At 72.7% G+C, this 23474-nt stretch carries 23 protein-coding genes; 12 read left to right on the top strand and 11 right to left on the bottom strand.

The window, feature by feature from the left end:
* Positions 1–23: 23 nt before the first annotated feature.
* Positions 24–962, bottom strand: coding sequence for a non-homologous end joining protein Ku (gene ku, locus AC07FT_RS09185; RefSeq protein WP_479175273.1), 939 nt, complete (start codon positions 960–962; stop codon positions 24–26).
* 81 nt (positions 963–1043) lie between these two features.
* Between ku and AC07FT_RS09180 the strand changes: the two genes are divergently transcribed.
* Positions 1044–3200 (top strand): S9 family peptidase, encoded by a 2157-nt coding sequence (locus tag AC07FT_RS09180; protein ID WP_479175272.1) that lies wholly within the window; start codon positions 1044–1046, stop codon positions 3198–3200.
* An 87-nt stretch (positions 3201–3287) separates the two neighbouring features.
* A complete protein-coding gene (locus AC07FT_RS09175) occupies positions 3288–3806 on the top strand; it encodes a Rieske (2Fe-2S) protein (protein ID WP_479175270.1) in 519 nt (172 codons plus the stop codon).
* 19 nt (positions 3807–3825) lie between these two features.
* On the opposite strand, the gene AC07FT_RS09170 is transcribed toward AC07FT_RS09175, so the two are convergent.
* A complete protein-coding gene (locus AC07FT_RS09170) occupies positions 3826–4437 on the bottom strand; it encodes a cysteine hydrolase family protein (protein WP_479175268.1) in 612 nt (203 codons plus the stop codon).
* A 129-nt stretch (positions 4438–4566) separates the two neighbouring features.
* Between AC07FT_RS09170 and AC07FT_RS09165 the strand changes: the two genes are divergently transcribed.
* Positions 4567–5052 carry a pyridoxamine 5'-phosphate oxidase family protein gene (locus AC07FT_RS09165; protein WP_479175267.1) on the top strand — a complete coding sequence of 162 codons (486 nt, stop codon included), beginning with the start codon at positions 4567–4569 and terminating at the stop codon, positions 5050–5052.
* 48 nt (positions 5053–5100) lie between these two features.
* Here the strand turns inward: AC07FT_RS09165 and AC07FT_RS09160 are convergent, their stop codons facing one another.
* A complete protein-coding gene (locus AC07FT_RS09160) occupies positions 5101–6009 on the bottom strand; it encodes a LysR family transcriptional regulator (RefSeq protein ID WP_471196052.1) in 909 nt (302 codons plus the stop codon).
* A 74-nt stretch (positions 6010–6083) separates the two neighbouring features.
* Between AC07FT_RS09160 and AC07FT_RS09155 the strand changes: the two genes are divergently transcribed.
* The gene (locus tag AC07FT_RS09155; protein ID WP_479175265.1) at positions 6084–7091 is read left to right on the top strand and encodes a DMT family transporter; all 1008 of its coding nucleotides are present in this window, start codon (positions 6084–6086) and stop codon (positions 7089–7091) included.
* A gap of 37 nt (positions 7092–7128) precedes the next feature.
* Here the strand turns inward: AC07FT_RS09155 and AC07FT_RS09150 are convergent, their stop codons facing one another.
* On the bottom strand, positions 7129–8457 hold the full coding sequence (locus AC07FT_RS09150) for an aminotransferase class I/II-fold pyridoxal phosphate-dependent enzyme (RefSeq protein ID WP_479175263.1): 1329 nt from the start codon (positions 8455–8457) through the stop codon (positions 7129–7131).
* Positions 8458–8493: 36 nt separating this feature from the next.
* Between AC07FT_RS09150 and AC07FT_RS09145 the strand changes: the two genes are divergently transcribed.
* Together AC07FT_RS09145 and AC07FT_RS09140 are read left to right on the top strand one after the other, a co-directional pair.
* Positions 8494–9177 (top strand): pyridoxamine 5'-phosphate oxidase family protein, encoded by a 684-nt coding sequence (locus AC07FT_RS09145; protein ID WP_479175262.1) that lies wholly within the window; start codon positions 8494–8496, stop codon positions 9175–9177.
* 22 nt (positions 9178–9199) lie between these two features.
* A complete protein-coding gene (locus tag AC07FT_RS09140) occupies positions 9200–9856 on the top strand; it encodes an FMN-binding negative transcriptional regulator (protein ID WP_479175260.1) in 657 nt (218 codons plus the stop codon).
* A 29-nt stretch (positions 9857–9885) separates the two neighbouring features.
* Here the strand turns inward: AC07FT_RS09140 and AC07FT_RS09135 are convergent, their stop codons facing one another.
* From AC07FT_RS09135 to AC07FT_RS09125, 3 genes are all read right to left on the bottom strand, one after another.
* Positions 9886–10875 carry a DMT family transporter gene (locus AC07FT_RS09135; RefSeq protein WP_479175258.1) on the bottom strand — a complete coding sequence of 330 codons (990 nt, stop codon included), beginning with the start codon at positions 10873–10875 and terminating at the stop codon, positions 9886–9888.
* Between the two features lie 836 nt (positions 10876–11711).
* Positions 11712–12725 carry an EamA family transporter gene (locus AC07FT_RS09130; protein ID WP_479175257.1) on the bottom strand — a complete coding sequence of 338 codons (1014 nt, stop codon included), beginning with the start codon at positions 12723–12725 and terminating at the stop codon, positions 11712–11714.
* A gap of 31 nt (positions 12726–12756) precedes the next feature.
* The gene (locus AC07FT_RS09125; RefSeq protein ID WP_479175255.1) at positions 12757–13326 is read right to left on the bottom strand and encodes a Clp protease N-terminal domain-containing protein; all 570 of its coding nucleotides are present in this window, start codon (positions 13324–13326) and stop codon (positions 12757–12759) included.
* Between the two features lie 218 nt (positions 13327–13544).
* On the opposite strand from AC07FT_RS09125, the gene AC07FT_RS09120 reads away from it, so the two are divergent.
* Together AC07FT_RS09120 and AC07FT_RS09115 are read left to right on the top strand one after the other, a co-directional pair.
* Positions 13545–14171, top strand: a complete 627-nt coding sequence (locus tag AC07FT_RS09120; RefSeq protein ID WP_479175253.1) for an HAD domain-containing protein — start codon at positions 13545–13547, stop codon at positions 14169–14171.
* A 32-nt stretch (positions 14172–14203) separates the two neighbouring features.
* Positions 14204–14632, top strand: a complete 429-nt coding sequence (locus AC07FT_RS09115; RefSeq protein WP_479175252.1) for a type II toxin-antitoxin system Rv0910 family toxin — start codon at positions 14204–14206, stop codon at positions 14630–14632.
* A gap of 95 nt (positions 14633–14727) precedes the next feature.
* Here the strand turns inward: AC07FT_RS09115 and AC07FT_RS09110 are convergent, their stop codons facing one another.
* On the bottom strand, positions 14728–15378 hold the full coding sequence (locus AC07FT_RS09110) for a PadR family transcriptional regulator (protein WP_471196022.1): 651 nt from the start codon (positions 15376–15378) through the stop codon (positions 14728–14730).
* 149 nt (positions 15379–15527) lie between these two features.
* On the opposite strand from AC07FT_RS09110, the gene AC07FT_RS09105 reads away from it, so the two are divergent.
* Positions 15528–16343 carry a PhzF family phenazine biosynthesis protein gene (locus tag AC07FT_RS09105; protein WP_479175250.1) on the top strand — a complete coding sequence of 272 codons (816 nt, stop codon included), beginning with the start codon at positions 15528–15530 and terminating at the stop codon, positions 16341–16343.
* Between the two features lie 39 nt (positions 16344–16382).
* Here AC07FT_RS09105 and AC07FT_RS09100 read toward each other — a convergent pair whose 3' ends face one another.
* On the bottom strand, positions 16383–17183 hold the full coding sequence (locus tag AC07FT_RS09100) for a CPBP family intramembrane glutamic endopeptidase (RefSeq protein ID WP_254752403.1): 801 nt from the start codon (positions 17181–17183) through the stop codon (positions 16383–16385).
* Positions 17184–17348: 165 nt separating this feature from the next.
* Entirely contained in the window at positions 17349–19733 is a 2385-nt protein-coding gene (locus AC07FT_RS09095; RefSeq protein ID WP_479175248.1) for an ATP-binding cassette domain-containing protein, read from the bottom strand.
* A gap of 208 nt (positions 19734–19941) precedes the next feature.
* On the opposite strand from AC07FT_RS09095, the gene AC07FT_RS09090 reads away from it, so the two are divergent.
* Entirely contained in the window at positions 19942–20370 is a 429-nt protein-coding gene (locus AC07FT_RS09090; RefSeq protein ID WP_254752399.1) for a helix-turn-helix transcriptional regulator, read from the top strand.
* A gap of 10 nt (positions 20371–20380) precedes the next feature.
* Positions 20381–20797 carry a VOC family protein gene (locus AC07FT_RS09085; RefSeq protein WP_479175246.1) on the top strand — a complete coding sequence of 139 codons (417 nt, stop codon included), beginning with the start codon at positions 20381–20383 and terminating at the stop codon, positions 20795–20797.
* Between the two features lie 25 nt (positions 20798–20822).
* Here AC07FT_RS09085 and AC07FT_RS09080 read toward each other — a convergent pair whose 3' ends face one another.
* Complete coding sequence (locus AC07FT_RS09080; protein WP_471196009.1) at positions 20823–22325, bottom strand: glutamate-cysteine ligase family protein; 1503 nt, start codon at positions 22323–22325, stop codon at positions 20823–20825.
* Between the two features lie 454 nt (positions 22326–22779).
* Between AC07FT_RS09080 and AC07FT_RS09075 the strand changes: the two genes are divergently transcribed.
* The gene (locus AC07FT_RS09075) at positions 22780–23367 is read left to right on the top strand and encodes a hypothetical protein (protein WP_479175244.1); all 588 of its coding nucleotides are present in this window, start codon (positions 22780–22782) and stop codon (positions 23365–23367) included.
* Positions 23368–23474 lie beyond the last annotated feature (107 nt).

Below are 23474 nucleotides of genomic sequence, written 5' to 3'. Positions count from 1 at the left end.
CACCCACCGCCCGCCGTCCGCCGTCAGGACGCGGTCCGCTTCCTGGCCGTCTTCTTCGCCGGGGCCTTCTTGGCGGTCTTCGCGGCGGTCTTCGCGGCGGTCTTCTTGCCCGCCGCCTTCTTCTTCGACGGCTTCGACGGCATCTCATGCACCTCGCCCTCGCCCGCGGTCCCGTCCGGGGCCTCGCCGCGCGCCTTCCTGGCCTCGCGCACGCTGTCCTTCAGGGCGGCCATGAGATCCACGACCTTCCCCTCGGCCCTGGCCGGTGCCTCCGTCTCCGGGGGCTCCACACCGGCCGCCTTCGCCTGGACCACGGCCTCGACGGCTTCCCGGTACTGGTCGCGGTACTGGCTGACGTCGGCTCCCCCGATGGCGTCCATCAGGGTGATGGCCTCGTCGACCTCGGAGTCGGTGAGCTCCACACCCGTCGGCGCGAGACCCTGGCTGGAGCGGATCTCATCCGGCCAGTGCAGCGCCTGGAGCACGATGGCGTCGCCCAGCACCCGCAGCGCGCCGAGCCGCTCACGGCCGTGCCAGGCGAACTTCGCGATGGCCACGTTGGCGCTGCGCTCCAGGGCCTCCCGCAGCAGGGTGTACGGCTTGGCCGCGACGGCCCCGTCACCCTGGAGGTAGTAGGGGCGTCCGAAGCGGATCGGATCCAGTGTCTCCGCGGGGACGAAGGCCTGGACGTCGATCGCCTTCGCGGTCGGCAGCGGCAGCTGGTCCAGCTCCTCGTCCGCGATCGGCACGAGGTGGTCCTTGCTCTCCTCGTAGGCCCGGCCGATCTCGTCCTGTTCCAGGACCTTCTCGTCCAGCTCGCAGACCTTGCGGTACCGGATCCGGCCGCCGTCGGTGGTGTGGATCTGCCGGAAGGACACCGAGTGGTCCTCGGTGGCGGGCAACACCTTGATGGGAATCGTGACGAGCCCGAACGACACGGCACCTGACCACACGGGGCGCATCACGACCTCCACAGGCTGCACCCCCCTGGGGTGTCCAGCGTAGGCGCGCGACGCGTTTTCCGGCATGGCATAGTCCCCCGCATGGCTGCCTCCCCTGCCCCTTCCGTCTCCTCCGCGGTGCGTGACTTCCCGCGCCGGCTGGCCCGCACCCGCCGCTTCGCGCTCGGTGTGCCACGGCACTTCGGCGTCTCGCCGGACGGGGAGCGCGTGCTGTTCGTCCGCACCGGCGGCGGTACCGATCCGGTGAGTCTGCTGTGGGGTTACGACACGGGCCCGGACGGGGGCGAGCGGCTGCTGGCGGATCCGCGGCGGCTGGCGGGCGGCGGTACGGTCCCGGCGGCCGAACGGGCGCGGCGGGAGCGGACCCGGGAGCACTCCGAGGGCGTGATCGGCTACGCGGCCGACCGGGAGCTGCGGGTCGCGGTGTTCGCGCTGGGCGGGGCGCTGTGGGCGGTGCGCACCGACGGCGGCGCGCCGTTCCCGGTCACGGCGGCCGGTCCGGTGACCGACCCGCGCCCCTCCCCCGACGGACGGCTGATCGCCTATGTGACGGGCGGTGCGCTGCATGTGGTCGGCCTCGACGGGACCGGGGACCGGCCGCTGGCCGTACCGGAGGAGCCCGAGGTGACCTATGGGCTGTCCGACCATGTCTCCGCCGAGTCCATCGGACGGCTGCGCGGCCACTGGTGGGCACCGGACGGCGACGCCCTGCTCGTCGCACGGACCGATCCGAGGGCGGTGGCCGTCCGCTACCTCACCGACCCCTCGGATCCGTCCCGGAAGCCGCGTGCGCTGCGCTATCCGGCGGCGGGCACCGCCAACGCGGAGGTGACGCTGCATCTGGTGACCGTCGGCGGACGGCGGGCCGAGGTCGACTGGGACCGCGCGGCCTTCGAGTACGTCGTGGACGCCCGCTGGGACGCACAGGGGCCGATGATCACCGTGCAGAGCCGGGACCAGCGCACGGTGCGCACCCTGGCGGTGGACCCCGTCACCGGGGCGACCCGGCCGCTGGACGAGCGACGCGATCCGGCATGGGTGCAGCTGGTGCCCGGCACCCCGGCCCGTACCGCCTCCGGCGTGTCGGTCGGGGTGGTGGAACGGGACGACACGCGCGGGCTGCGGATCGGTGAGGCGCTGTCCCCCTCGGGGCTCCAGGTCCACGAGGTGCTCGGGGTGGACGGGGAGCGGGTGCTGTTCACCGCGTGCGAGGAGCCGACCGAGTGTCATCTGTGGGTCCACGACCCCGCCGACGGCTTCCTGCGGATCAGTGCGGAACCCGGGATGCACCACGGCGCGATCGGCGGACCGACCACGGTGCTGGCGAGCCTCACCCCCGGCGGCGGCTCGGTGACCGTGCTGCGGGACGGCGCGCCGGCCGGCCGGATCGGCTCGCTCGCCGAGGATCCGGGGCTCGCGGTCGCGCCGCGGCATCTGCGGCTCGGTGAGCGCGCCCTGCGCGCCGCGCTGTATCTGCCGTCCTGGTACGAACCGGGCACGCGGAAGCTGCCGGTGCTGCTCGATCCGTACGCCGGGGCGGGATTCCAGAAGGTGGTGCGCGCCCGTGCCTGGTGGGCGTGTATGTCGCAGTGGTTCGCAGAACAGGGCTTCGCGGTGCTGGTCACCGACGGCCGGGGCACACCGGGGCGCGGTCCGGCCTGGGAGAAGGCGATCCGTGGCGACCGGTTCGGCCCGGTGCTCCAGGACCAGTTCGACGCGCTGCGCGAGGCCGCCCGGCACTGCCCCGATCTGGACCTCGGGCGTGTCGCGATGCGTGGCTGGTCGTTCAGCGGCGCGCTGGCCGCGGCGGCGGTGCTGCACCATCCCGATGTCGTGCACGCCGCGGTCGCGGGTGCCGCGCCGACCGACCGGCGGCTGTACGACACCCACTGGGAGGAGCGGTTCCTGGGCCACCCGGACGAGGAACCGGCGAACTACACGCGCAACTCCCTGCTCGGCCACGCCCACAAACTGCGCCGGCCACTGCTGCTGATCCACGGACTCGCGGACGACAACGTGGCCCCCGCCCATATGCTGCGGTTCTCCGCGGAACTCCTCGCCGCCGGACGTCCGCACCGGGTGCTGCCACTGCCCGGGGCGGGCCATGTGCCGACGGACGAGGCGGTCACCGAGCACCTCCTCCGCTTCCAGCTGGACTTCCTCCGGGAGGCGCTGGCCGGTGAGCCCGGCCCGGCCGTGCCGGAGCGCGACACGGCTCCCGCTCGACGGACCGGCTGAACCGGCCGGCCGAACTCGCCGACTGAACAAGGGGACCGCCCGTTCCGTATGGAAGGGCCAATCGTCCCCCTGACAGGAGGCACCACCATGACGCAGCCGGCCATCACCGGGCGGGGCTCCACCCGTCGCGCCGTCGTCTCGGCCGCGGGAGCCGCCGGACTCGCCGCGGCGCTCACCGCCTGTGGCAGCGACGACGGCGGGTCGGACCAGCAGGGCGGGGGCAGTGCGCAGGACGCGGGCGACGGACAGCCGTCGCAGGGCGGCCGGTCCGACGCCGGTGACAGCGGTGGGACGGGCGGCGCCGGGGGTGGGGGCGACGGGACGGAGCTGGCCAAGACGTCCCAGATCCCCGAGGGCGGAGGCATGGTCTTCAAGGACCACAAGGTCGTGGTGACGCAGCCGAAGGCCGGTGAGTTCAAGGCGTTCTCGTCGGTCTGCACCCATGCGGGCTGCTCGGTCGGCGATGTGACCGGCGGAACCATCAACTGCCCCTGCCACCAGAGCAAGTTCGACATCACCGACGGCAGCGTCAAGGGCGGGCCCGCCACCAAGGCACTGCCCGGGGCGCAGATCAAGGTGCAGGGAAGCTCCATCTGGATGGCCTGAGCCCGTCCGCCGGACGGGCTCATCCGCTCCAGCCGGAGATCACCTCGTCGGTCGTGGTGACGGCGGCCACGAGGGAGAGGGTGTTGCGGACCATCGCCGGGGTGTACGAGGCGGGCACCCCGGCGATCGCGTCTTCGGGCACCACCACCGCGTAGCCCAGGTTGACGGCGTCGAAGACGGTGTTGGGGATGGCCACGTTGGCCGACACCCCGCAGATGACCAGGGTGCGGCAGCCCAGGTTGCGCAGCAGCGCGTCCACTTCGGTCCCGGCGATCGGCGACAGCCCGTGCAGTCGTCGCACCACCAGGTCCTGGTCAGCGACCGGGATGGGCTCGGCGACACGGACCGCCTCGCTCCCTGCGAGCTGCTGGACCGGCAGCCGCTCGGCGGCCCGGAACAGCCGGGCGTTACGGCTGGCGCCGCGTCCGTCGGCGCGCCGCTCGGCCACCGCGTGCAGCACCTGTACACCCGTGTCGTGGGCGGCCGAGACCAGCCGGGCGACACCCCCGAGCGCCCCGGACTGCCGCGCCGCGGCGGCCAGTTCGGGCAGCGCGCTGTCCGGGCCCACGACTCCGCGCTGGCACTCGACGGTCAGCAGGGCGCAGTGCCCGGGTGCCAGGAGGCCGGCCAACCCGGCTGCTTTTCGGGGTGGTTCGGATGGGGGTGGGGTCACGGCGCGGGAGGCTAGCGGCCCTTGCGTATGGAAGGAAGAGCCTCCATCCTGTGCCGCACCACATCAGCCAGGGAGGTGCCGGAACGGATGGCCGTCACCCAGCGGCGGGGCCGCCGCATCATGATGACCCGGGACGAGCTGGACGCCTTCCTCACCGAGCAGCGGGTGTGCCGGGTGGCGACGGTGGGCGCGGACGGGCGGCCGCATGTGAGCGCGCTGTGGTTCGGCTGGGACGGCACCGCGCTGTGGCTGTACTCCCTCACCCGCAGCCGCCGCTGGGCCCAGGCGCGCCGCGATCCGCGGATCGCCGTGGTCGTCGACGACGGACACGACTACGGGGAGCTGCGCGGCGCGGAGCTGTCCGGGGAGGCGGTGGCCGTCGGCGAGGCCCCGCGCTCCGGCGTGCCGTGTCCTGAACTCGACGCGCCGGAGCGGCTGTTCGCCGCGAAGTACTTCGGTCTGGACACCATGCCGTACGACGGGCGCCACGCATGGCTGCGGCTGGTCCCGGAGACGGTCGTGTCCTGGGACTTCCGCAAGCTCCCCGGCGACCGGCCGGTGCGCGCGGGCTGAGCGGCCGGTCGACGGGCCCGGACGGGCCGGGCCCGCCCCGCCGAGCGGTCAGTCGCCGATCTCCTCCCCCACCGAGCGCAGCACCTCGACGGCCGCGCGGATGGAGGGCCTGCGGTCGGCGTCGGCCCGCCAGATCGCGTAGATGTGGCGCAGCATCGTGGGTGGGCTGACCGGGACCATCCGCACTCCCGGCGGCACCGGGCCACGGCCCAGCCGGGGCACCACGGCGACCCCGAGCCCGGCGGCGATCAGCGCCAGCTGGGTGTGGTGCTCCCGGGCGGTGTGCCGGACCCGGGGCTCGATGCCCTTGCTGCGCAGGGTCACCATCAGCCAGTCGTAGCAGAACCCGCCCTGCGGCCAGGAGATCCACTCGTCCTCGACGAAGTCCTCGGGCTCGACCGAGAGCCGGTCGGCGAAGGGGTGGTCCGCGGGCATCGCCACATCCACCGGGTCGTCCATCAGCGGCGCCTTGACCAGCCCGTCGGGCACCGGCAACGGCTTGTTGTACCAGTCCAGGACCACCGCGACGTCGATGTCCCCGCGCACCACCGCGGGCACCGACTCGTCCGGCTCCATCTCCTGGAGCCGGGCGCGCAGCTGGGGGTGCTCGGTGCGCATCCGGGCCAGCGCCTCGGGGAACAGACCGCGCACCGCCGTCGGGAAGGCGCCGAGCAGCAGCTCGCCCACCGCGTGTCCGCGCTGGGCCTCCAGATCGGACTGGGCCAGCTCCACCTGGGAGAGGATGCGCGCCGCGTGGTCGGAGAGGAGTCTTCCGGCGTCGGTCAGACGCACTCCGCGGCCGTTCTTGGCGAGGAGCTGCTGACCGGTCTCCCGCTCCAGCTTCGACAGCTGCTGGGAGACGGCGGAGGTGGTGACGTGCAGCCCTTCGGCCGCGCCGCTCACGGAGCCGTGGCGGGCCACGGCGTGGAGGGTCCGTAGGCGATCCAGGTTCAACATGTAAGCAATGCTACGCGACGCCGGGCACAAAATCTCACTTGTTCTAAGAGGTTCGGGTCCCTCAAGGTGTTGCCATGACCACAGCTCCCGCCCCGACGACCGCTCCCGCCCCGGTGGCCCCGGACCTCTCCCCCGCCTCACCCGCCCCGCGCCGCCCGCTGCTCGACTGGCGGATCCGGTTCGGGGTGCTCTCGCTGATCTGGGGTTTCAGCTTCCTGTTCATCAAGGTCGGCAACGAGGCGTTCGCACCGCTCTACGTCACGCTGGGGCGGATGCTGTTCGGCACGGCGGTGCTGTTCGCGGTCCTGGCGGTGAAGCGGGAGCGGCTGCCGCGCGGCGGGCGGGTGTGGGGGCATCTGGCGGTCTCCGCCTTCCTTCTCAACGCCCTTCCGTTCTCGCTGTTCGCCTACGCCGAGCTGACCATCCCCTCGACCCTGGCGGGCATCTGCAACGCGGCATCGCCGCTGTGGGCCATGCTGCTCGCGGTGGTCGTGGTCTCCGACGACCGGCCGACCCGGCAGCGGGTCGCGGGCCTCGGAGTCGGTTTCATCGGCGTGTTGATCGTACTCGGCGCCTGGCAGGGCTTCTCCGGGCAGGACCCGCTCGGCACCGTGCTGGCCCTCGTCGCCTCGGCGAGCTACGCGGTGGGCTGGAGTCACGTCCGCCGCACCCTGGTCGGTACGGGCGCCTCGCACCTGTCGATGTCCGGCACCCAGCTGCTGCTGGGCACCATCCAGCTCGCCGTGGTCGCACCGGTGTTCGCGAGGACGCCCCACTCGTTCCCCGCGCTGCCGCTGCTGTCGGTGCTCGCCCTCGGCGCCCTGGGCACCGGTGTGGCGTTCCTGATCCAGTACGGCCTGGTGGAGGAGGTCGGCCCGACGACGGCCATGATGGTGACGTACTTCGTCCCGGTGATCGCCACTGCCGCCGGTGTGGCGATCCTCGGCGAACACCTCAGCTGGAACACGCCGGTGGGAGCGCTGGTGGTGCTCGTCGGCGCGGCACTGACCCAGAGCGGGGGGCGCGGGCCGCGCCGGGAGCGCCGGGCCATCATGAGGGGCCGGGACACCATCAAGGGGTGACGGCCGCGGCCGCCCGGCCGCGGCCCGCGCCGCCCGCTCAGTCATAGCGGCCCGCCGGGGCCGGTCCCGTCGCCGCCGCCACCGCGTCCGCGACGGGACCGATGTCCTCCGGGGCCAGCGGCGAGACCGTCAGCCGCACCCCCTGTGGTGACGCCACCCGGAAGCGCGCACCGGGCGCGACCGCCCAGCCCGCCTGGAGCAGCCGGGCCACCGCGCCCGTCTCGTCGGCCACCGGCACCCATACGTTCATCCCGCTGCGGCCGTGCGCGGCGATCCCCCGCTCCCGCAGCGCGCGCACCAGCGCCCCGCGCCGCTCGCCGTACGACGCCGCGACCGCTCTGGGGTCCACCGCGTCCCCGCGCCACAGCCCGAGCACCGTCTCCTGGAGCAGATGGCTGACCCACCCCGGGCCGAGCCGCTGCCGCCCGCGCACCCGGTCCAGCGTGACGTCGTCGCCGGTCAGCACGGCGAGCCGCAGATCGGGTCCGTACGCCTTGGCGGTGGAGCGGACCAGCACCCAGTGGTCGGTGCCGCCCGCGAGCGGATGCAGTGGCAGGTCCACGATGCCGTGGCCGTGGTCGTCCTCGATCAGCAGCACCCGGGGATGCCCGGCGAGAACCTTGCGCAGCTCACGGGCGCGCACGGCGCCGATCGCCGCACCGGTCGGATTCTGCGCCCGGTCGGTGACCACGAGCGCCCGCGCGCCCTGGCGCAGCACCCGTTCGACCTCCTCGGGCCGCGGTCCGTCGTCGTCGACCCCGACGGGCACGGCACGCAGCCCCAGCGCCGGGATGATGTCGAGCAGACTGCCCCAGCCCGGATCCTCGACCGCGACCGCGTCACCGGGCCGGAGATGGGCCGTGAGCACCCGCTCGATGGCGTCGAGCGAACCGGAGGTGACGGCGACGGGTCCGCCCGGCACACCGTCGGCGTCGAGCGCGGCACGGGCCCGTTCGGCGAGTTCCGGTGCGACCTCCGGCGCGCCGTAGAGCGTCGGACGCTTCGCCGCGCTCGCGGCGGCCGCCGCGAGGGCCTCGCCGAGCGGGGGCAGCAGGGCGGGGTCGGGGTTGCCCGTGGCCAGGTCACGGGCGCCCGCCGCGTCGACCCGGATCCACTCACGGGGCGTGCTGGCGGGGCGCGGGCGCACCCGGCTCCCCCGGCGGCCCGCCGTCTCGATCACCCCCCGTTCCCGCAGGACGCGGTAGGCGGCCGCGACGGTATTGGGATTGACCCCGAGCTGTTCGGCCAACTGCCTCAGCGGAGGGAGGAGTTGCCCGGGTCCCAGCGCACCGGTGCCGACCGCGCGCTCCACACTGGCCGCGATCTCAGCTGCGCGCCGACCTTCGATCGGATATTCTCCTAGCACAAACCGTATTTTGCACTAGTGCAATGGAGGACGCAAATGACCGCGCCCACCGCGCCGGACGCCTACGCGACCACCGACCGGACCGTGCCGACCCGCGCCCGCGAGCGCGCCTCGTACGACCGCGAGGTGGTGCACGCCATCCTCGACGCGGGCTCCGTCTGCCATCTGGGCTTCATACGCGACGGCGCGCCCGTCGTGCTGCCGACCCTCTACGGACGGGTCGGCGAGAGCCTCTACGTCCACGGTTCGACCGGCTCCCGTCCGCTGCGGAGCGCGGCGGAGCGGCCGGACGACGGGGAGCCGGGGCTGGCGGTGTGTCTGACCGTGACCCATGTGGACGGTCTGGTGCTGGCCCGCTCGGCGTTCCACCACTCGATCAACTACCGCTCGGTGGTGGTGCACGGCACCGCCCGCCCGGTCCTCGACCCCGAGGACCGCGCCGCCGCCCTCGACGCGCTGGTGGACCACGTACTGCCCGGCCGTGCCGCCGACTCCCGCCGTGCGAACGCCAAGGAGCTGGCCGCCACCGCCGTGCTGCGGCTCGATCTCACCGAGGTCTCCGCCAAGATCCGCACCGGCGGACCCAGTGATGACGCCGAGGACCTGGCGCTCCCCTACTGGAGCGGGGTACTGCCGGTCACCAGCGGCTACGGCACACCGGTGCCCGCCGACGACCTCGCGCCGGGCACTCCGCTGCCCGACTACCTCACCCGGCACTGACCGCCGGTAAGGAGTCCGGCGCATGCTGATCCACCCCTGGGACGCCCCGAACGACGACGCCGAGTGGCAGGAGTGGCTGGCCGGCCACGACTTCGGCCAGCTCGTGGTCAACGGCCCGCCCGGTGAACCCCCGTTCGCGCAGCCACTGCACTTCGCCTACGACGCGGAGCGCGGCGAGGTGGCCACCCATCTCGCACGCGCCAATCCGCTGTGGTCCGCCCTGGAGGCGAACCCGTCGGTGCTGCTGAGCGTGGTCGACGACTACGCCTTCATCCCCGCCGCGTGGCAGGCGCCTGACGGGGTGCCACCCGAACACGGAACCCCCACCAGCTTCTACGCCGCGGTCCAACTGCGCTGCACCGCGGAGATCGTGGACGACCCGGAGGAGAAGGCGGCCCTGCTGCGCGCCCAGCTCGGACACTTCCATCCGGCGGGCGACCACGGCCCGGTCGCCCCCGGCGAGGCCCCGTACGGGCGGCTGCTGCCGGGCATCCGGGGACTGCGGCTGGTGGTGTCCGAGGTCCGGGCCAAGTTCAAGTACGGCAGCCACAAACCGGAGTCGGCGCGCCGACGCACCGCGGCCGGGCTCGCCGAGCGTGACGCCCCCGGTGACACGACAGTACGGGAGCACCACCTCCGGCGCGCGGTGACCATGGCCCCCGCGCGCCGGGGCGGGTAGCGCCCGGCCGTACCGGGCGCCCCGGCGCGTCAGCCCGCCGGGGCGCCGGTGCGCGCCTCGGTGACGGCCAGCACGGCGACGGCGCCGAGCAGGACCGCCGTACCGGCCACGGTCGCGGCGGTCAACCGCTCCCCCAGCAGCACCACGGCGATGACCGCGGCCGTCACCGGTTCGATGAGCGTGATCACCGTGACCGTGGTGGCTCGGAGTACGGCGAGCCCCGCGAAGTACAGCCCGTACGCGAGGGCGGTGGGCACCGCGGCGATATAGACCATCAGCGCGAGCGTGCGGACCAGGTCCTGCGTATCCGGCCACAGCCCCTCCGCGGCGGCGAACGGCAGCAGCAGCACCGCGCAGACGGCGAACGACTCCAGGGTGGTGCGGTACGGGTCGGCCGCCGCACCGCGGCTGCCGAGGTGGCGGGCATAGAGGGTGGTGAGGGAGTAACCGGCGGCGGACAGCAGGGCCAGGCCGACCCCCGCGGGCCGTACGGTCCCCGCTCCGTCACCGCCGAGCACCAGCACCAGCAGCCCGCCGAGCCCGCCCGCGACGGCCAGCGCACCGCCGGTGCCCAGGCGTTCGCCCATGGTCACCCGCCCGGCCAGCGCCACCATCACCGGTGCGGCACCGAGGGTCACCACGGTCGCGACCGCGAGTCCGGTCGCCTCGACCGCGGCGAAGTAGGCGCCTTGGAAGACCGTCAGCCCGACCCCGGTGACCAGGATCCGCACCGCCCGGCGCCGTGGCGCCTCGGCCGGGCGCGGGGAGTCGGCCCGCCCAGCGCGGCGGCGCGTCCGCGACGCGCGGACGGCCAGCAGCAGGACGCACCCGCCCAGCGCCCGCCAGAAGGTCAGCGCGAGCGGCCCGAGCCCGCTGGCGCCGTAGAGCAGCGCGGCGGCGGCGCCGGCGGTGCCCCAGGCGGTGGCGGCGACGATGACGTAGAACAGCCCCCGGCCCACGGGCAGGACAGGGGACGGCGAAAGGGTGTGCAGCACGAGGAGTTCTCCCGCGGAAGACATGAATCGGATCGCGTCATTCCGTATGCGGGCGGCCGGGACGCGCCCGGGACGGTCCGGGCGTCATCGCGGGGTCCGGTGGTGAACCGGCAGGATCGATCGGTGGGATGCGCTCCGCCGGACCGGAAGCGGCCGTCAGCGGGCGCGGCCGTCGTCTGCCGGAACCCTCGGTGGCATCGCACGCCGGAACGGGCCGGTCGGCCGGGGATCGTTCCCCGGTCCCGGCTCCACGGCGGCGGCAGCCCGCGTCAGACGGCGGGAGGGGGCAGCACGGTGAGTCGCATGCCGGGATGCTAACCCATACCCCGGACACCAGTCCGGACCAGGCCACATGGCGGACGCCACATCCGCGGGCGAACCGCGGGGACGCCCGGCCGGGAGCGTGCGGGCGCATCCCGTGGACGCGCGCCCCAGGGCGGGACCGCGTGGGCCCAGCCCGCACAGGACAGACCTCGCAGACGCCCGACAGCACGGGCGAAGCTCGTGATCCTCGGCCCGGCCGACTCGCGGGCCGACCCCACGGACGCCGGTCCGCGGGCGAACCGCGGAGACGCCCGACGACGCCCGGCCACGCGGGCGCACCTGGTCGACGCCGACACACGAGCGAACGCCGTAGCCGCCCGGCTCGCGAACGGCCCGTGGGAGCGCACCTCGCGGATGCCCGGCCCGCGGGCACATCTCACACGCCCGGCCCGGAGCGTGCCTCGTGGACGCCCCCACGCGGGCAGACCTCACACACACCCCGACAGGCGGGCCCACCCGTGGCCACCCGGCCCGCGGGCAGGCCTCGCGGACGCCTTGCCCGGGGCGCACCTATGCGCCCGGCACACGGCGGACCGTCAGCGCCCCGTCGGGTCCTCCGTCGGAACGCGCCGGACGGCGTCTTCCGGTAGGGGGCCGGATGTCGCCACCGGTCCGGGGGGCGCCGCCTTCGGCGCCGAGGTCTGCGCGATCAGCGCGCCCGCCAGCACCACCGCACCGCCCACGACCTGGACGGCCCCCAGGTGTTCGTCCAGCAGCACCCAGGCGAGCACGGTCGCGATGACCGCCTCCAGACAGGCGACCACCCCGGCCACCTGCGGCGAGAGCCGCCGCACCGACAGGACGCCGGTGAGGTAGGCGACGACCGTGGCGACCAGCACGATCCACGCCAGCAGCAGGATCGCGGGCACCCGGGCGCCGCCCAGATCGGCCCGGCCGGTCAGCACCGACCAGTCCATCTGCCAGGGCCGGCCCACGACGGTCAGCATCGCGGCGCCGATGAGGAGCCCGTAGGCGATGACGCCGAGAGGATCGGCCGGGTCCTGACCGTCACTTCCGTGGTCGGAGAGGACGAAGTAGCCGACCTGGCAGCAGGCCGCGCCGAGGGCGAGCAGCAGTCCGACGGCGTCGAAGCTGAGCCCGGCCCACACCTCCACCACACACGCCAGTCCGCCCACGGCCAGCACCACACCGACCGCCGCGGCACGGCTGACCGGTCGGCGCTGGACGAACCGGACCCACCCCAGCACCAGGGCGGGCGCGAGGTACTCCACGAGCAGGGCGACGCCGACGGGGATGCGCGAGAGCGCGGCGAAGAAACACGCCTGCACCCCCGCGACGGCCAGCAGGCCGAAGCCGAACAGCAGGCCCGGGCGCCGGGTGAGCAGTCGGCGGTGCTGCCAGGCCAGGGGCAGCATCACCAGGGCGGCGCCCATCACCCGCAGCCAGGTGACCTGGAGCGGTTCGAGCCCCGCCTCGATCAGCGGCTTGGCGGTCACCCCCGACCCGCCGAACGCGAGAGCCGACGCCAGGGCGAGCCACAGCGCCGTGTTCCGTTCCTGATTCCCACTCCGACCTTGCGATACGTGCACCGGGACATCATGTCAGCTCCGGTCAGGACCGTCATCCCGTTGACTGCTGGCAGATGCTCCCCTCCACGGCCATGACCAGGAGTTCCACCTCCACCCCCGATCGGCGCAGCACCTCCACCGCCCGGCAGTCGGGGTCACGCAGGAGCGCCGCGAAGAGGTCGGGGCCGTCGGCGTACACCGCACCGCGGGCGGCCGCCCGCCGGACCGCCGCCTCCAGCGCGACCGCCGCGGACGGTGACCAGCGAGGGGCGGACCGGCCCGGCGCCGCGGACGCCTCGTCGCCGTCGCGCTCCGCCGCGGCCGCCACCGGACCGGTGCCCGGTTCCTCGACCGTGCGGCTCCACCGCAGGCCGTAGCCGATGGTGCGCTGCACCAGATAGCCGAGCAGCCGCACCACCTGCGGCGGTCCCCCCGCGAACGCGTCATGTACCCGCGGGTCGGACTCGACCAGGGAGTGCAGCAGATGGGCGGTGTCGATGTGCCGGTCGCCGTCGCGGAACGCCCGTCTGCGGGCACCGGCGACCACGGCGGTCAGACGGCCGCCGAGCCGGTCCTCGATCCCGGCGGCGGCCGCGCCGCTGGAAACGGTAGGACTTCGCACCCTCTCACCCCATCAGTCCCCGAGGGGTCGGAGCATCCTCGTCGGGAAGCATGTGCGCATCCCTCCGTAGTTGGGCACCGATGACCGGATCTCCTCCTCGGGGAGGAGGGGTTCGGAGAGGACGGCGTGCGCGGCACTGCAACCGCCGCCCGGCCACCGGACGTCCCTGAGAAGCAACCGCGCCTTTCCGCCACCCGGCGCCGCAGTGAAGGAGTCCGATGACCGACCGGCCGCTGCTGTTCCTGGACATCGACGGGGTGCTCAACCCGGTGCTGCCCGCCGAGGGCTTCACCGGGTACGACATCCTCGACTTCACCGTCCTGCTCTCGGCGACCCACGCCGACTGGCTGCGCGAGCTGTCGGAACGCTATGACCTGGTGTGGGCGACGACCTGGGAGCACGAGGCCAACCGCCATATCGCGCCACTCCTGGAACTGCCGGTGCTGCCGGTCGTGGAGTTCAGCGGCTACCGGGACCAGCCCGGCGACCCCAAGCTGCCCGTCCTCGAGCTGCTGACCGGCCGGAAGTGGGCGCCGATCCTGCGGTTCGCGGCGGGCCGCCCCTTCGCCTGGGTGGACGACGTCATGCCGGACCGGCTGGTACGGCGTTCCCGCTGGCGCCGGGACCGGCTGCTGCTGCCGGTCGAACCGGGGCGCGGGCTGCGCCGGGAGCATGTGGACCGGCTGCTGGAGCGTCCGCCCGCCCGTCGGCGGCTGTCCCCGCGGCGGCGCCCGGCCCTCGCCGGGACGTCCGGATCTGACACTCCATCAGGCTTGAGGGTTGAGGCCCCCGGGGCTACGGTGCGCGATGCCGCCGGGGCACCCGAGCCGCGGCGCCCGGCGTAGCGGCCGCTACCGCGCACCGAAGGGATCGCCCCATGGCCGAGGTCAGCGCGCAGACACGTATCGAGGCACCGGCCGAGCGGATCTGGGCCACCCTGACGGACTTCTCCACGCACGCGCGGTGGAACGCCACCCACACCGGCTTTCCGCAGGGCGGTCCCGAGCGCCTCGACGTGGCGACCACGTACTCGGAGAACATGAAGCTCATGGGCTTTCCCGCCGAGGTGAGCTGGACCGTGGAGCATTGCGAACCGACGCGGGTGCTGGCCACCCGGGGCAAGGGTCCGATGGGGGTGAACCTCCAGATGCGCTACACGCTCACCCCGGACGGCGACGCCACGACGATGCGCATCGACGGGCAGTTCACCGGGGGCGCGGTGTCCCTGATGGCCGCGAAGCTCACGGAGTCGGCGACCGCCGCACTCGAGGAGTCCCTGCGCCGGCTGGGCACCCTGGTCACCTGAAGGCCCCGGCCGCCCGGTCGTCCGAGAGCCCCGGCCACGGACGGCCGGCGGGGGCCGAAGCCCCTCGGCCCCGGCCCCCGTATCCCCCTACGGCATCAGCTCTCACCGCTCGCGGCGCGGTCATCGTCCTCGCCGCCCTCGTCGTCCTGTTCGGCGAGGATCAGATACATCCGCTTGCGCGACTCGTTGATGATGGCGACGGCCTTCTTGCGCTGCTCGGGCGTACCGGTCTTCCAGACCTGCCCGAACGCCTCCATCAGCCCGAACCCGGCCTGCCGGATCTCCTGCATCGCCTCCCAGTCGACGCCGCGACCGGCCTCCTCCCAGGGGGCCTGCGCTCCGGCACCGGCCTCGGCGCGGCCCTCCTCGGTGAGCGCGAACAACTTCTTGCCGCCCTCGCTCTCACTGCTGATGAGCCCCTCGTCCTCGAGCAGCTGGAGGGTCGGATAGACCGAGCCGGGGCTCGGCTTCCACGCGCCTCCGCTGCGCTCGGCGATCTCCTGGATCATCTCGTAACCGTGCATCGGGCGATCCTTCAGCAGGGCGAGGATCGAGGCACGCACATCGCCGCGCCGCGCCCGGCCCCGCGGGCCCCTGCCGCCGGGTCCGCCCCGTCCACGGCCCCCGAACGGAGGGCCGCCGAAGGGCGGCCCGAACGGGCCGAAGGCCGCGCGCCGCCCCTCGCCGTCGCCGCGGCCCCGGTGGCCGGGTCCGCACTGTCCTTGCCGGTGTCCTTGGGTACGCATCGTGACGCTCCTTTCATCGTCGATCCATCACGATGCTTCGACGATATATCGGAACCGATCGCATGGCAAGGCACCGATATCACCCGCCCAGGCCACGCCGCGCCTATTGGCCATGGTCGACATCGCCGGAACCTGCCTACGGTCGAGCCATGCGGATACGAATCGTCGACGCGTTCACCGACCGCCCCTTCGCCGGGAACCCCGCGGGAGTCGTCCTCCTCGACACCGGCGCCTTCCCGGACGACGCCCGGCTCCAGCGGATCGCCAACGAGGTCAACCTGTCCGAGACCGCGTTCGCCCACCCCCTTCCGGAGGAGGCCGCGGCCGACTGGGCGCTGCGCTGGTTCACACCCACCACCGAGGTCAGCATGTGCGGTCATGCCACCCTCGCCACCGCCCACATCCTGCGCACAACGGGTACCGCGACCGGCACCGTCCGGTTCGCCACCCTCAGCGGGGTGCTGTCCGCGACCGCGGGGGACGGTGCCACGATCACCCTGGACTTCCCGACCGCCGAACTGACCGAAATGCGCGTGCCGGACACCCTGACCGAGGCGCTCGGGGCGCGGATCCTGACCGCCCGGGACACCGGACCGCATGTCGGCGACATCCTGGTGGAGGTGGCCGACGAGAAGACCGTCCGCGCCCTGGCCCCCGATCTGGCGCCGCTCGCCCGGCTGACCGGACGGGCCGTGATCGTGACCGCCGCGGCCGAGGACCCGGCCCGCGGCTATGACTTCGTCTCCCGGGTCTTCGCACCGGCCGTCGGTATCGACGAGGACCCGGTGACGGGCAGCGCGCACACCGCGCTCGCGCCGTTCTGGTCCGCGCGGTTCGGCCGCACCGAGCTCACCGGCCTCCAGGCATCCGCCCGCACCGGGCTGGTGCACACCGCGCTGCGCGGTGACCGCACCCTGCTGACCGGCGGCGCGGTGACGGTGCTCGACGGCGAGCTGCTGGTCTGAGGCCCCGCCCGCCGCCCGGCCGGTGCCCACGGGCGCAGGTCAGGCGGTGGGCAGCCAGTCCACCCGGCCCTCCAGCAGGGCGTAGCCGACGAACGCCACGATGTCGATCAGCGCGTGGGCGGCCACCAGCGGTCCCACCCGCCCCCACCTGCGGTAGAGCAGGACGAAGATCACGCCCATCGCCATATTGCCGAAGAAGCCGCCGATGCCCTGGTAGAGGTGGTAGGAGCCGCGCAGCACCGAACTGGCCAGCAGCGCGGCCATCGGGGTCCACCCCAACTGCCCGAGCCTGCGCAGCAGATAGCCGACCACGATCACCTCCTCCAGCACGGCGTTCTGCACCGCGGAGGCGATCAGGACCGGGATCTTCCACCACACGTCGGGGAGCGCCTCGGGCACCACCGTGAGATTGCCCCCGGCCGCCCGCGCGCCCAGGTAGAGCAGCAGCCCGGAGCCGCCGATACCGGCCGCGACCACGGCTCCCCATGCCAGGTCGAAACGCGGCCGGGTCAGGTCGAAGCCGATCGTGCGCAGCCCCACGCCCTCCCGCAGCAGCAGATGGGCCACCAGCGCGACCGGGACCAGCGCGGTCGAGATCCCGAAGAGCTGCCAGACGAGGTCCAGCCAGGGCCGCCCCGGCGCGTCGGAGGCGTTGAGCGTGGCCGCCTGGTCCTTCAGCCCGCCGGGCTTGGTCACCGAGCCGATGAAGTCGATCAGCGCGGACAGTCCGCTCGCCCCCAGCGACAGCGCGAGCACCAGCAGCGTCTCGTTGCGCAGGGTCCGCCGCGCGAGCCCGCCCTCGTACACGGGCAGCTCCGCGTCGCGCGCCTGTGACCGCACTCCTGCCTCCACTCCCTCCGGAGCGCCCGCGCCGTCCGCCACCTGGACGGCTGAGGGTCACCCCGGCCTCACCGGCCCTTCCCGACCGGACAATACGTGGTCGCCGGGGTGGACGTACGGCGAGGCCGGAGGTTGCGGAGCGGGCGCCCCCGCGGCGCCCGGGCCTCAGCCGCCGACGTAGTCCGCGAGGTGCTCACCGGTGAGGGTCGACCGGGCGGCGACCAGGTCGGCGGGGGTGCCCTCGAAGACGACCGAACCGCCGTCATGACCGGCACCGGGGCCGAGGTCGATGATCCAGTCGGCGTGCGCCATCACCGCCTGGTGGTGCTCGACGACGATCACCGACTTGCCGGAGTCCACCAGCCGGTCGAGCAGACCGAGCAGCTGCTCGACATCGGCGAGGTGCAGACCGGCGGTCGGCTCGTCGAGGACGTAGACACCGCCCTTCTCCGCCATGTGCGTGGCCAGCTTCAGCCGTTGCCTCTCACCGCCGGACAGCGTGGTGAGCGGCTGGCCGATGGTGAGGTAGCCGAGCCCGACATCGGCCAGCCGCTCCAGGACGCGATGCGCGGCCGGGACGCGCGCCTCCCCGGCCCGGAAGAACTCCTCCGCCTCGGTCACCGACATCGCGAGCACCTCGCTGATGTCCCGGCCGCCGAGCCGGTGGTCGAGGACCGCCGGCTGGAAACGCTTCCCCTCGCAGTCCTCGCAGGTGGTGGCCATACCGGCCATCATCGCCAGATCGGTGTAGATGACCCCGGCGCCGTTGCAGGTGGGGCAGGCGCCCTCGGAGTTGGCGCTGAACAGCCCCGGCTTCACACCGCCCGCCTTGGCGAACGCCTTGCGGATCGGTTCGAGCAGTCCGGTGTACGTCGCCGGGTTGCTGCGCCGCGAACCGCGGATCGGGCTCTGGTCGACCGACACCACGCCCTCGGCGGGGATCGAGCCGTGGACGAGGGAGCTCTTCCCGGAACCGGCCACGCCGGTGACGACGGTCAGCACGCCGAGCGGGATGTCGACATCGACCTCGCGCAGGTTGTTCGCCGTGGCGCCGCGGATCTCCAGCGTGCCGCTGGGCTTGCGCACGGTCTCCTTGAGCGAGGCCCGGTCGTCGAAGTGGCGGCCGGTGACGGTGCCCCCGGCGCGCAGCCCCTCGACGGTCCCCTCGAAGCAGACGGTGCCGCCTGCCGCCCCGGCGCCGGGGCCGAGGTCGACGATGTGGTCGGCGATGGCGATCGTCTCGGGCTTGTGCTCCACCACGAGCACCGTGTTGCCCTTGTCCCGCAGCCGCAGCAGCAGGTCGTTCATCCGCTGGATGTCATGGGGGTGCAGACCGGTGGTGGGCTCGTCGAAGACGTAGGTGACATCGGTGAGCGAGGAGCCGAGGTGGCGGATCATCTTGACCCGCTGCGCCTCGCCGCCCGAGAGCGTGCCCGACGCCCGGTCCAGCGAGAGGTAGCCCAGACCGATCTCCACGAACGAGTCGAGGGTGTGCCGCAACGCGGTGAGCAGCGGCGCCACCGACGGCTCGGTGAGACCGCCGACCCATGCCGCGAGGTCCCTGATCTCCATCACGCAGGCGTCCGCGATGGAGATCCGCTTGATCTTCGAGGAGCGGGCCCCTTCGCTGAGCCGGGTGCCCTCACACTCGGGGCAGGTGGTGAAGGTGACCGCGCGCTCCACGAACGCCCGGATGTGCGGCTGCATCGCCTCCTTGTCCTTGGACAGGAACGACTTCTGGATGCGCGGGATCAGACCCTCGTAGGTCATGTTGATCCCCGCGATCTTCCGCCGGGTCGGCTCGTGGTGCAGGAAGTCCTGCAGCTCCTTCTTGGTGTACCCGCGGATCGGCTTGTCCGGGTCGACCAGGCCCGACTCGGCGTAGAGCCGGTGGTTCCAGCCGCCCGCCGTGTAGCCGGGGATGGTGAGCGCCCCCTCGCTGAGCGATTTGGTGTCGTCGTAGAGCTGGGTGAGGTCGATGTCGGAGACGGCTCCCCGGCCCTCGCAGTGGACACACATACCGCCGGTGCGCTGGTAGGTCGCCTTCACCGTCTTCTTGGCGCCGCGCTCGACGGTGATCGCGCCGCTCGCCCGCACCGAGGCGACGTTGAAGGAGTACGCGCTGGGCGGGCCGATATGCGGCTTCCCGAGTCTGCTGAAGAGGATGCGCAGCATCGCGTTGGCGTCGGTGGCGGTGCCGACGGTGGAGCGGGGGTCACCGCCCATCCGCTGCTGGTCGACGGTGATGGCGGTGGTCAGCCCGTCGAGGACGTCGACCTCGGGCCGGGCCAGCGTCGGCATGAAGCCCTGTACGAAGGCGCTGTAGGTCTCGTTGATCAGCCGCTGCGACTCCCCGGCGATCGTGTTGAACACCAGCGAGCTCTTGCCCGAGCCCGAGACACCGGTGAACACGGTGAGCCGGCGCTTGGGGATCTCGATACTGACGTCCTTGAGGTTGTTCTCCCGCGCGCCGTGGACGCGGATCAGATCGTGGCTGTCGGCGGCGTGCGGCGCAGGCGACCGCGCATCCGTCTGCTGGGCCTTGCTCATGGAATCTCCATCTGTGTCGGCGCCTGGCTCGCTCTGACCGGCTTCGAGCAGTATTTCTGGTTCTCTTCGATCCGGCTTTCTCCGGAGGGCACCGGCGGAGACGCAGCACGGGCCGTCAGCCTAGGCAGGCGCCGGTGACCGGTGCTTCTCCATTCCTGACCGGTCCGCTCATGGCTTCCGGCCCGGGGCGCTGTGGGAAACTGATCCGGTGAAGAGGCAGGATCTCGACGATCTCGTCCGGCTGCGGCGGGCCCGGGACCGGATGGACCGCGACTACGCCGAGCCACTCGACGTCCCGGCGCTGGCGCGCGGCGCCCTGATGTCACCGGGCCACTTCTCCCGCAGCTTCCGCGCCGCCTTCGGCGAGACGCCCTACGGCTATCTGATGACCCGCCGCGTCGAGCGGGCCAAGGCGCTGCTGCGGCGCGGCGACCTCACCGTGACCGAGGTCTGCTTCGCGGTCGGCTGTACCTCGCTGGGCTCGTTCAGTTCGCGTTTCACCCAGCTGGTCGGCGAGAGCCCGAGCGCCTACCGGGCCCGCAGTCACGATCATGGCGCCGCGATCCCGGCCTGCATCGCCAAGATCCACACAAGACCGGTCAGGAACGGAGAAGCGCGCCCCGCCGCTCAGCCGTAGCGTGAGCGGCATGACCATCACGCTGTCCCAATGCTTCATCGCCGTCGACGACCATGACAAGGCGATCGCCTTCTACCGTGACGTACTCGGCCTGGAGGTCCGCAACGACGTCGGTTTCGAGGGGATGCGCTGGGTGACCGTCGGGGCGCCTTCCCAGCCGGACGTGAACATCGTCCTGGAACCGCCCCTGGCCGACCCCAACGCCTCGCCCGACGACAAGCAGGCCATGGCCGAGCTGATGGCCAAGGGCCTGCTGCGCGGCGTCATCTTCGGCACCGACGACTGCGACGCCACCTTCGAGCGCATCAGCGCCGCGGGCGGCGAGGTGCTCCAGGAGCCCATGGACCAGTTCTACGGCGTGCGCGACTGCGCGTTCCGCGATCCCGCGGGCAACCTGATCCGCTTCACCCAGCCTCTGTCGAAGTGAGCCCGGCCCGACCCCCTGTCCGGCGTCAGCCGGACAGGTCGGTCGGCCAGGTGTGCACCGGTGCGTCGGTGCGCATCAGGGCGCAGTAGCGGCGGGTCATGGCGGCCAGTGCCGCCTCCCGCCCCAGTCCGCTGCCCAGCGCCCGGTGATAGGTCGCGGCCTGCCAGGACGCGCCGTTGGTCCGCAGTTTGCAGCGCTCCTCGATCACCCCGAGATAGCGGTCGCGGTCGGCGGGTTCGACGCCCCAGCCGTCCAGTCCGGCCGCGGCCAGCGGCAGCAGCTCCTCACGTATCAGCCGGACCGCGGGGGTCCGGGCCAGGGCGGCCGAACGGCCGGGCTTGGGCCACTGGAGGACCGCGTCGATGCCGTGGCGGCAGGCCGCGTCGAAGTTGTTCGCGGCGGCGGTGAACGGCAATCGCGACCACACCGGGCGGGGTTCCTCGGCCAGCGCCCGCACCAGTCCGTAGTAGAAGGCCGCGTTGGCGATGACGTCGGTGACGGTGGGGCCCGCGGGCAGCACCCGGTTCTCCACGCGCAGATGCGGCACTCCGCCGGCGATGTCGTAGACCGGCCGGTTCCAGCGGTAGATCGTGCCGTTGTGCAGGACCAGTTCGTGCAGGGCGGGCACACCGCCGTCGTCCAGCACCCGGAGCGGGTCCTCGTCCTGACCGGTCGACAGCAGCGGGGGGAAGTAGCGCAGGTTCTCCTCGAACAGCTCATAGGCGTCGCTGATCCAGCGCTCCCCGAACCAGGTGCGCGGCCGGACGCCCTGTGCGGCGTACTCCGGTGGACGGACGTCGGTGGCCTGGAGGAACAGCGGCGGCCTGGACTCCCGCCACACCTCCCGCCCGAAGACGAACGGGGCGTTGGCGCCCACCGCGATCTGCACCGCGGCCACCGCCTGCGCCGCGTTCCACACCGCCGCGAACCGCCCGGGCGTGACCTGGAGATGGAGCTGTACCGAGGTGCAAGCGGCCTCGGGGGCGATCGAGGCACTGGCGTAGGTGAAGCGCTCCTGCCCCTCCATGTCGATGAGGAAATCCTCGCCGCGGGCCGCCAGCATCTGTTCGTTGAGAAGTTTGTAGCGATCGTCGTAGGACAGGTTCGCCGATCCCAGGTCCCGGGCGGCGAGGGTGGGCAGAATTCCGATCATCACGATCTCGGAGGACACTTCCCGCGCCTTGCGGTCGGCATATGACAACCCGGTTCGAAGCTCCTCCGAGAGCTGATCGAGAACCCTGCCGTGCAAACGGTGGGGCACGATGTTCACTTCAAGATTGCACTGCCCGAGTTCCGTCTGGAAATCATGGCTCGCGATGCGCTCCAGAACCTCCGCGTTCATCATCCTGGGCATCCCGTCGGCACCGGCGAGATTGAGTTCGATCTCCAGCCCCATGAGATTCCGCGGGCGGTCGAATCGCTTCTCCGCCAGGAGCCGGCCGAGCCCGTCCAGGCACTGCCGGAGCCGACCGCGCTGCCGCTGCCGACCGGACGGGTCGAACTCACCGGCTACGACCTTCTCCCCCATCGAAGCGTCCTTCCTCGTGTGGATCACCGGCTTCAGCCGCGTACACCACGCTCGATGATGCCCACCAATGTGATCGATAACGCCCCGCGCGGACCCCCCTACCGGTACGCTCTCAACCACGGCGCAAAGGGCCGGGAAATGCACCGGCGAGATCCAGCCTACCGCGATGGCGACAAAAAGCCAGGTCATATCCATGCATCTGGCACAGAATCGGGGAAAATCCCCACGCCTGCGCGGTCCTGAATACCCCTTGTCGGCAATACCGCGCACAGCTAGCGGAAACATGCCGGGAACATGGTTCGTATAAACTCGGTTAACGAGGCGGAGAGATAACGCCCGGACAGTTTGTCCCGGCGCCCTCTGACCCGCGTATGACCCCCGCACACCGACAGCGTTGTCGGCACAACGGCCCGCTGCCGCTTCACCGTGTCTCCTGAGTGAGAGGCCACCCACCATGCCGCTGCTCGTGCCCCCGGCTCCCGCGCCCGCCCTGCGCAGCGTCCTCACGGCCCTCGGTTCCCCCACCGCCGTCCATGAGGTCCGCACCCCGGGGCTCGCCGCCCTTCCGGGCCCCTTCGATCCCGAACTCCCGCTGCCCGTACACGTCTTGGACGCCGTCAACGTACCCTCGGGGTCACCGCGGACCCGGCTCCACGGATGGCGCTTCATGATCCGTGACGAGGGCCGTACGGTGGCCGCCGCCGAGGCCGTACTCACCGCGGACGGCTGGGCGTTCTCGCACTTCTCCGAGGGGCCGTATGTCGCGTCGGCCGAACTGGCCCTGCGCGAGGCGGAGTCGCTGCCGGTGGGCTACCAGCCGAGGCTGCTGTCGATCCCGGAGATGTACATGGTCACGCTGTGGCTGCACGAGAACCCGGCGGCGGAGGCAGCCGACGGCTCGCTGGGCGCGGACGACCTCCTGGTGCCGCTGGCCCCGGCGCCACCCGGGATCGCGGCCCACCGGGCGCACCGCGCGGCGGATCTGCTGCCCGCCCTCACCCTGCGGCTCACCCGGGCACCGCTGTTGGGCCAGCCTGCCTGACCAGTGCTTTCACCAGGAGCGGGGGGGGGGGGGGGGGGGGGGGGGGGGGAGGGGGGGAGGGGGGGGGGGGGGGGGGGGGGCGGAAAGGGAGAAGGGAGGGGGGGAGG

The organism is Streptomyces sp. NPDC045899, from assembly GCF_056431485.1.
This window is presented reverse-complemented; position numbering and strand designations above follow the sequence as displayed.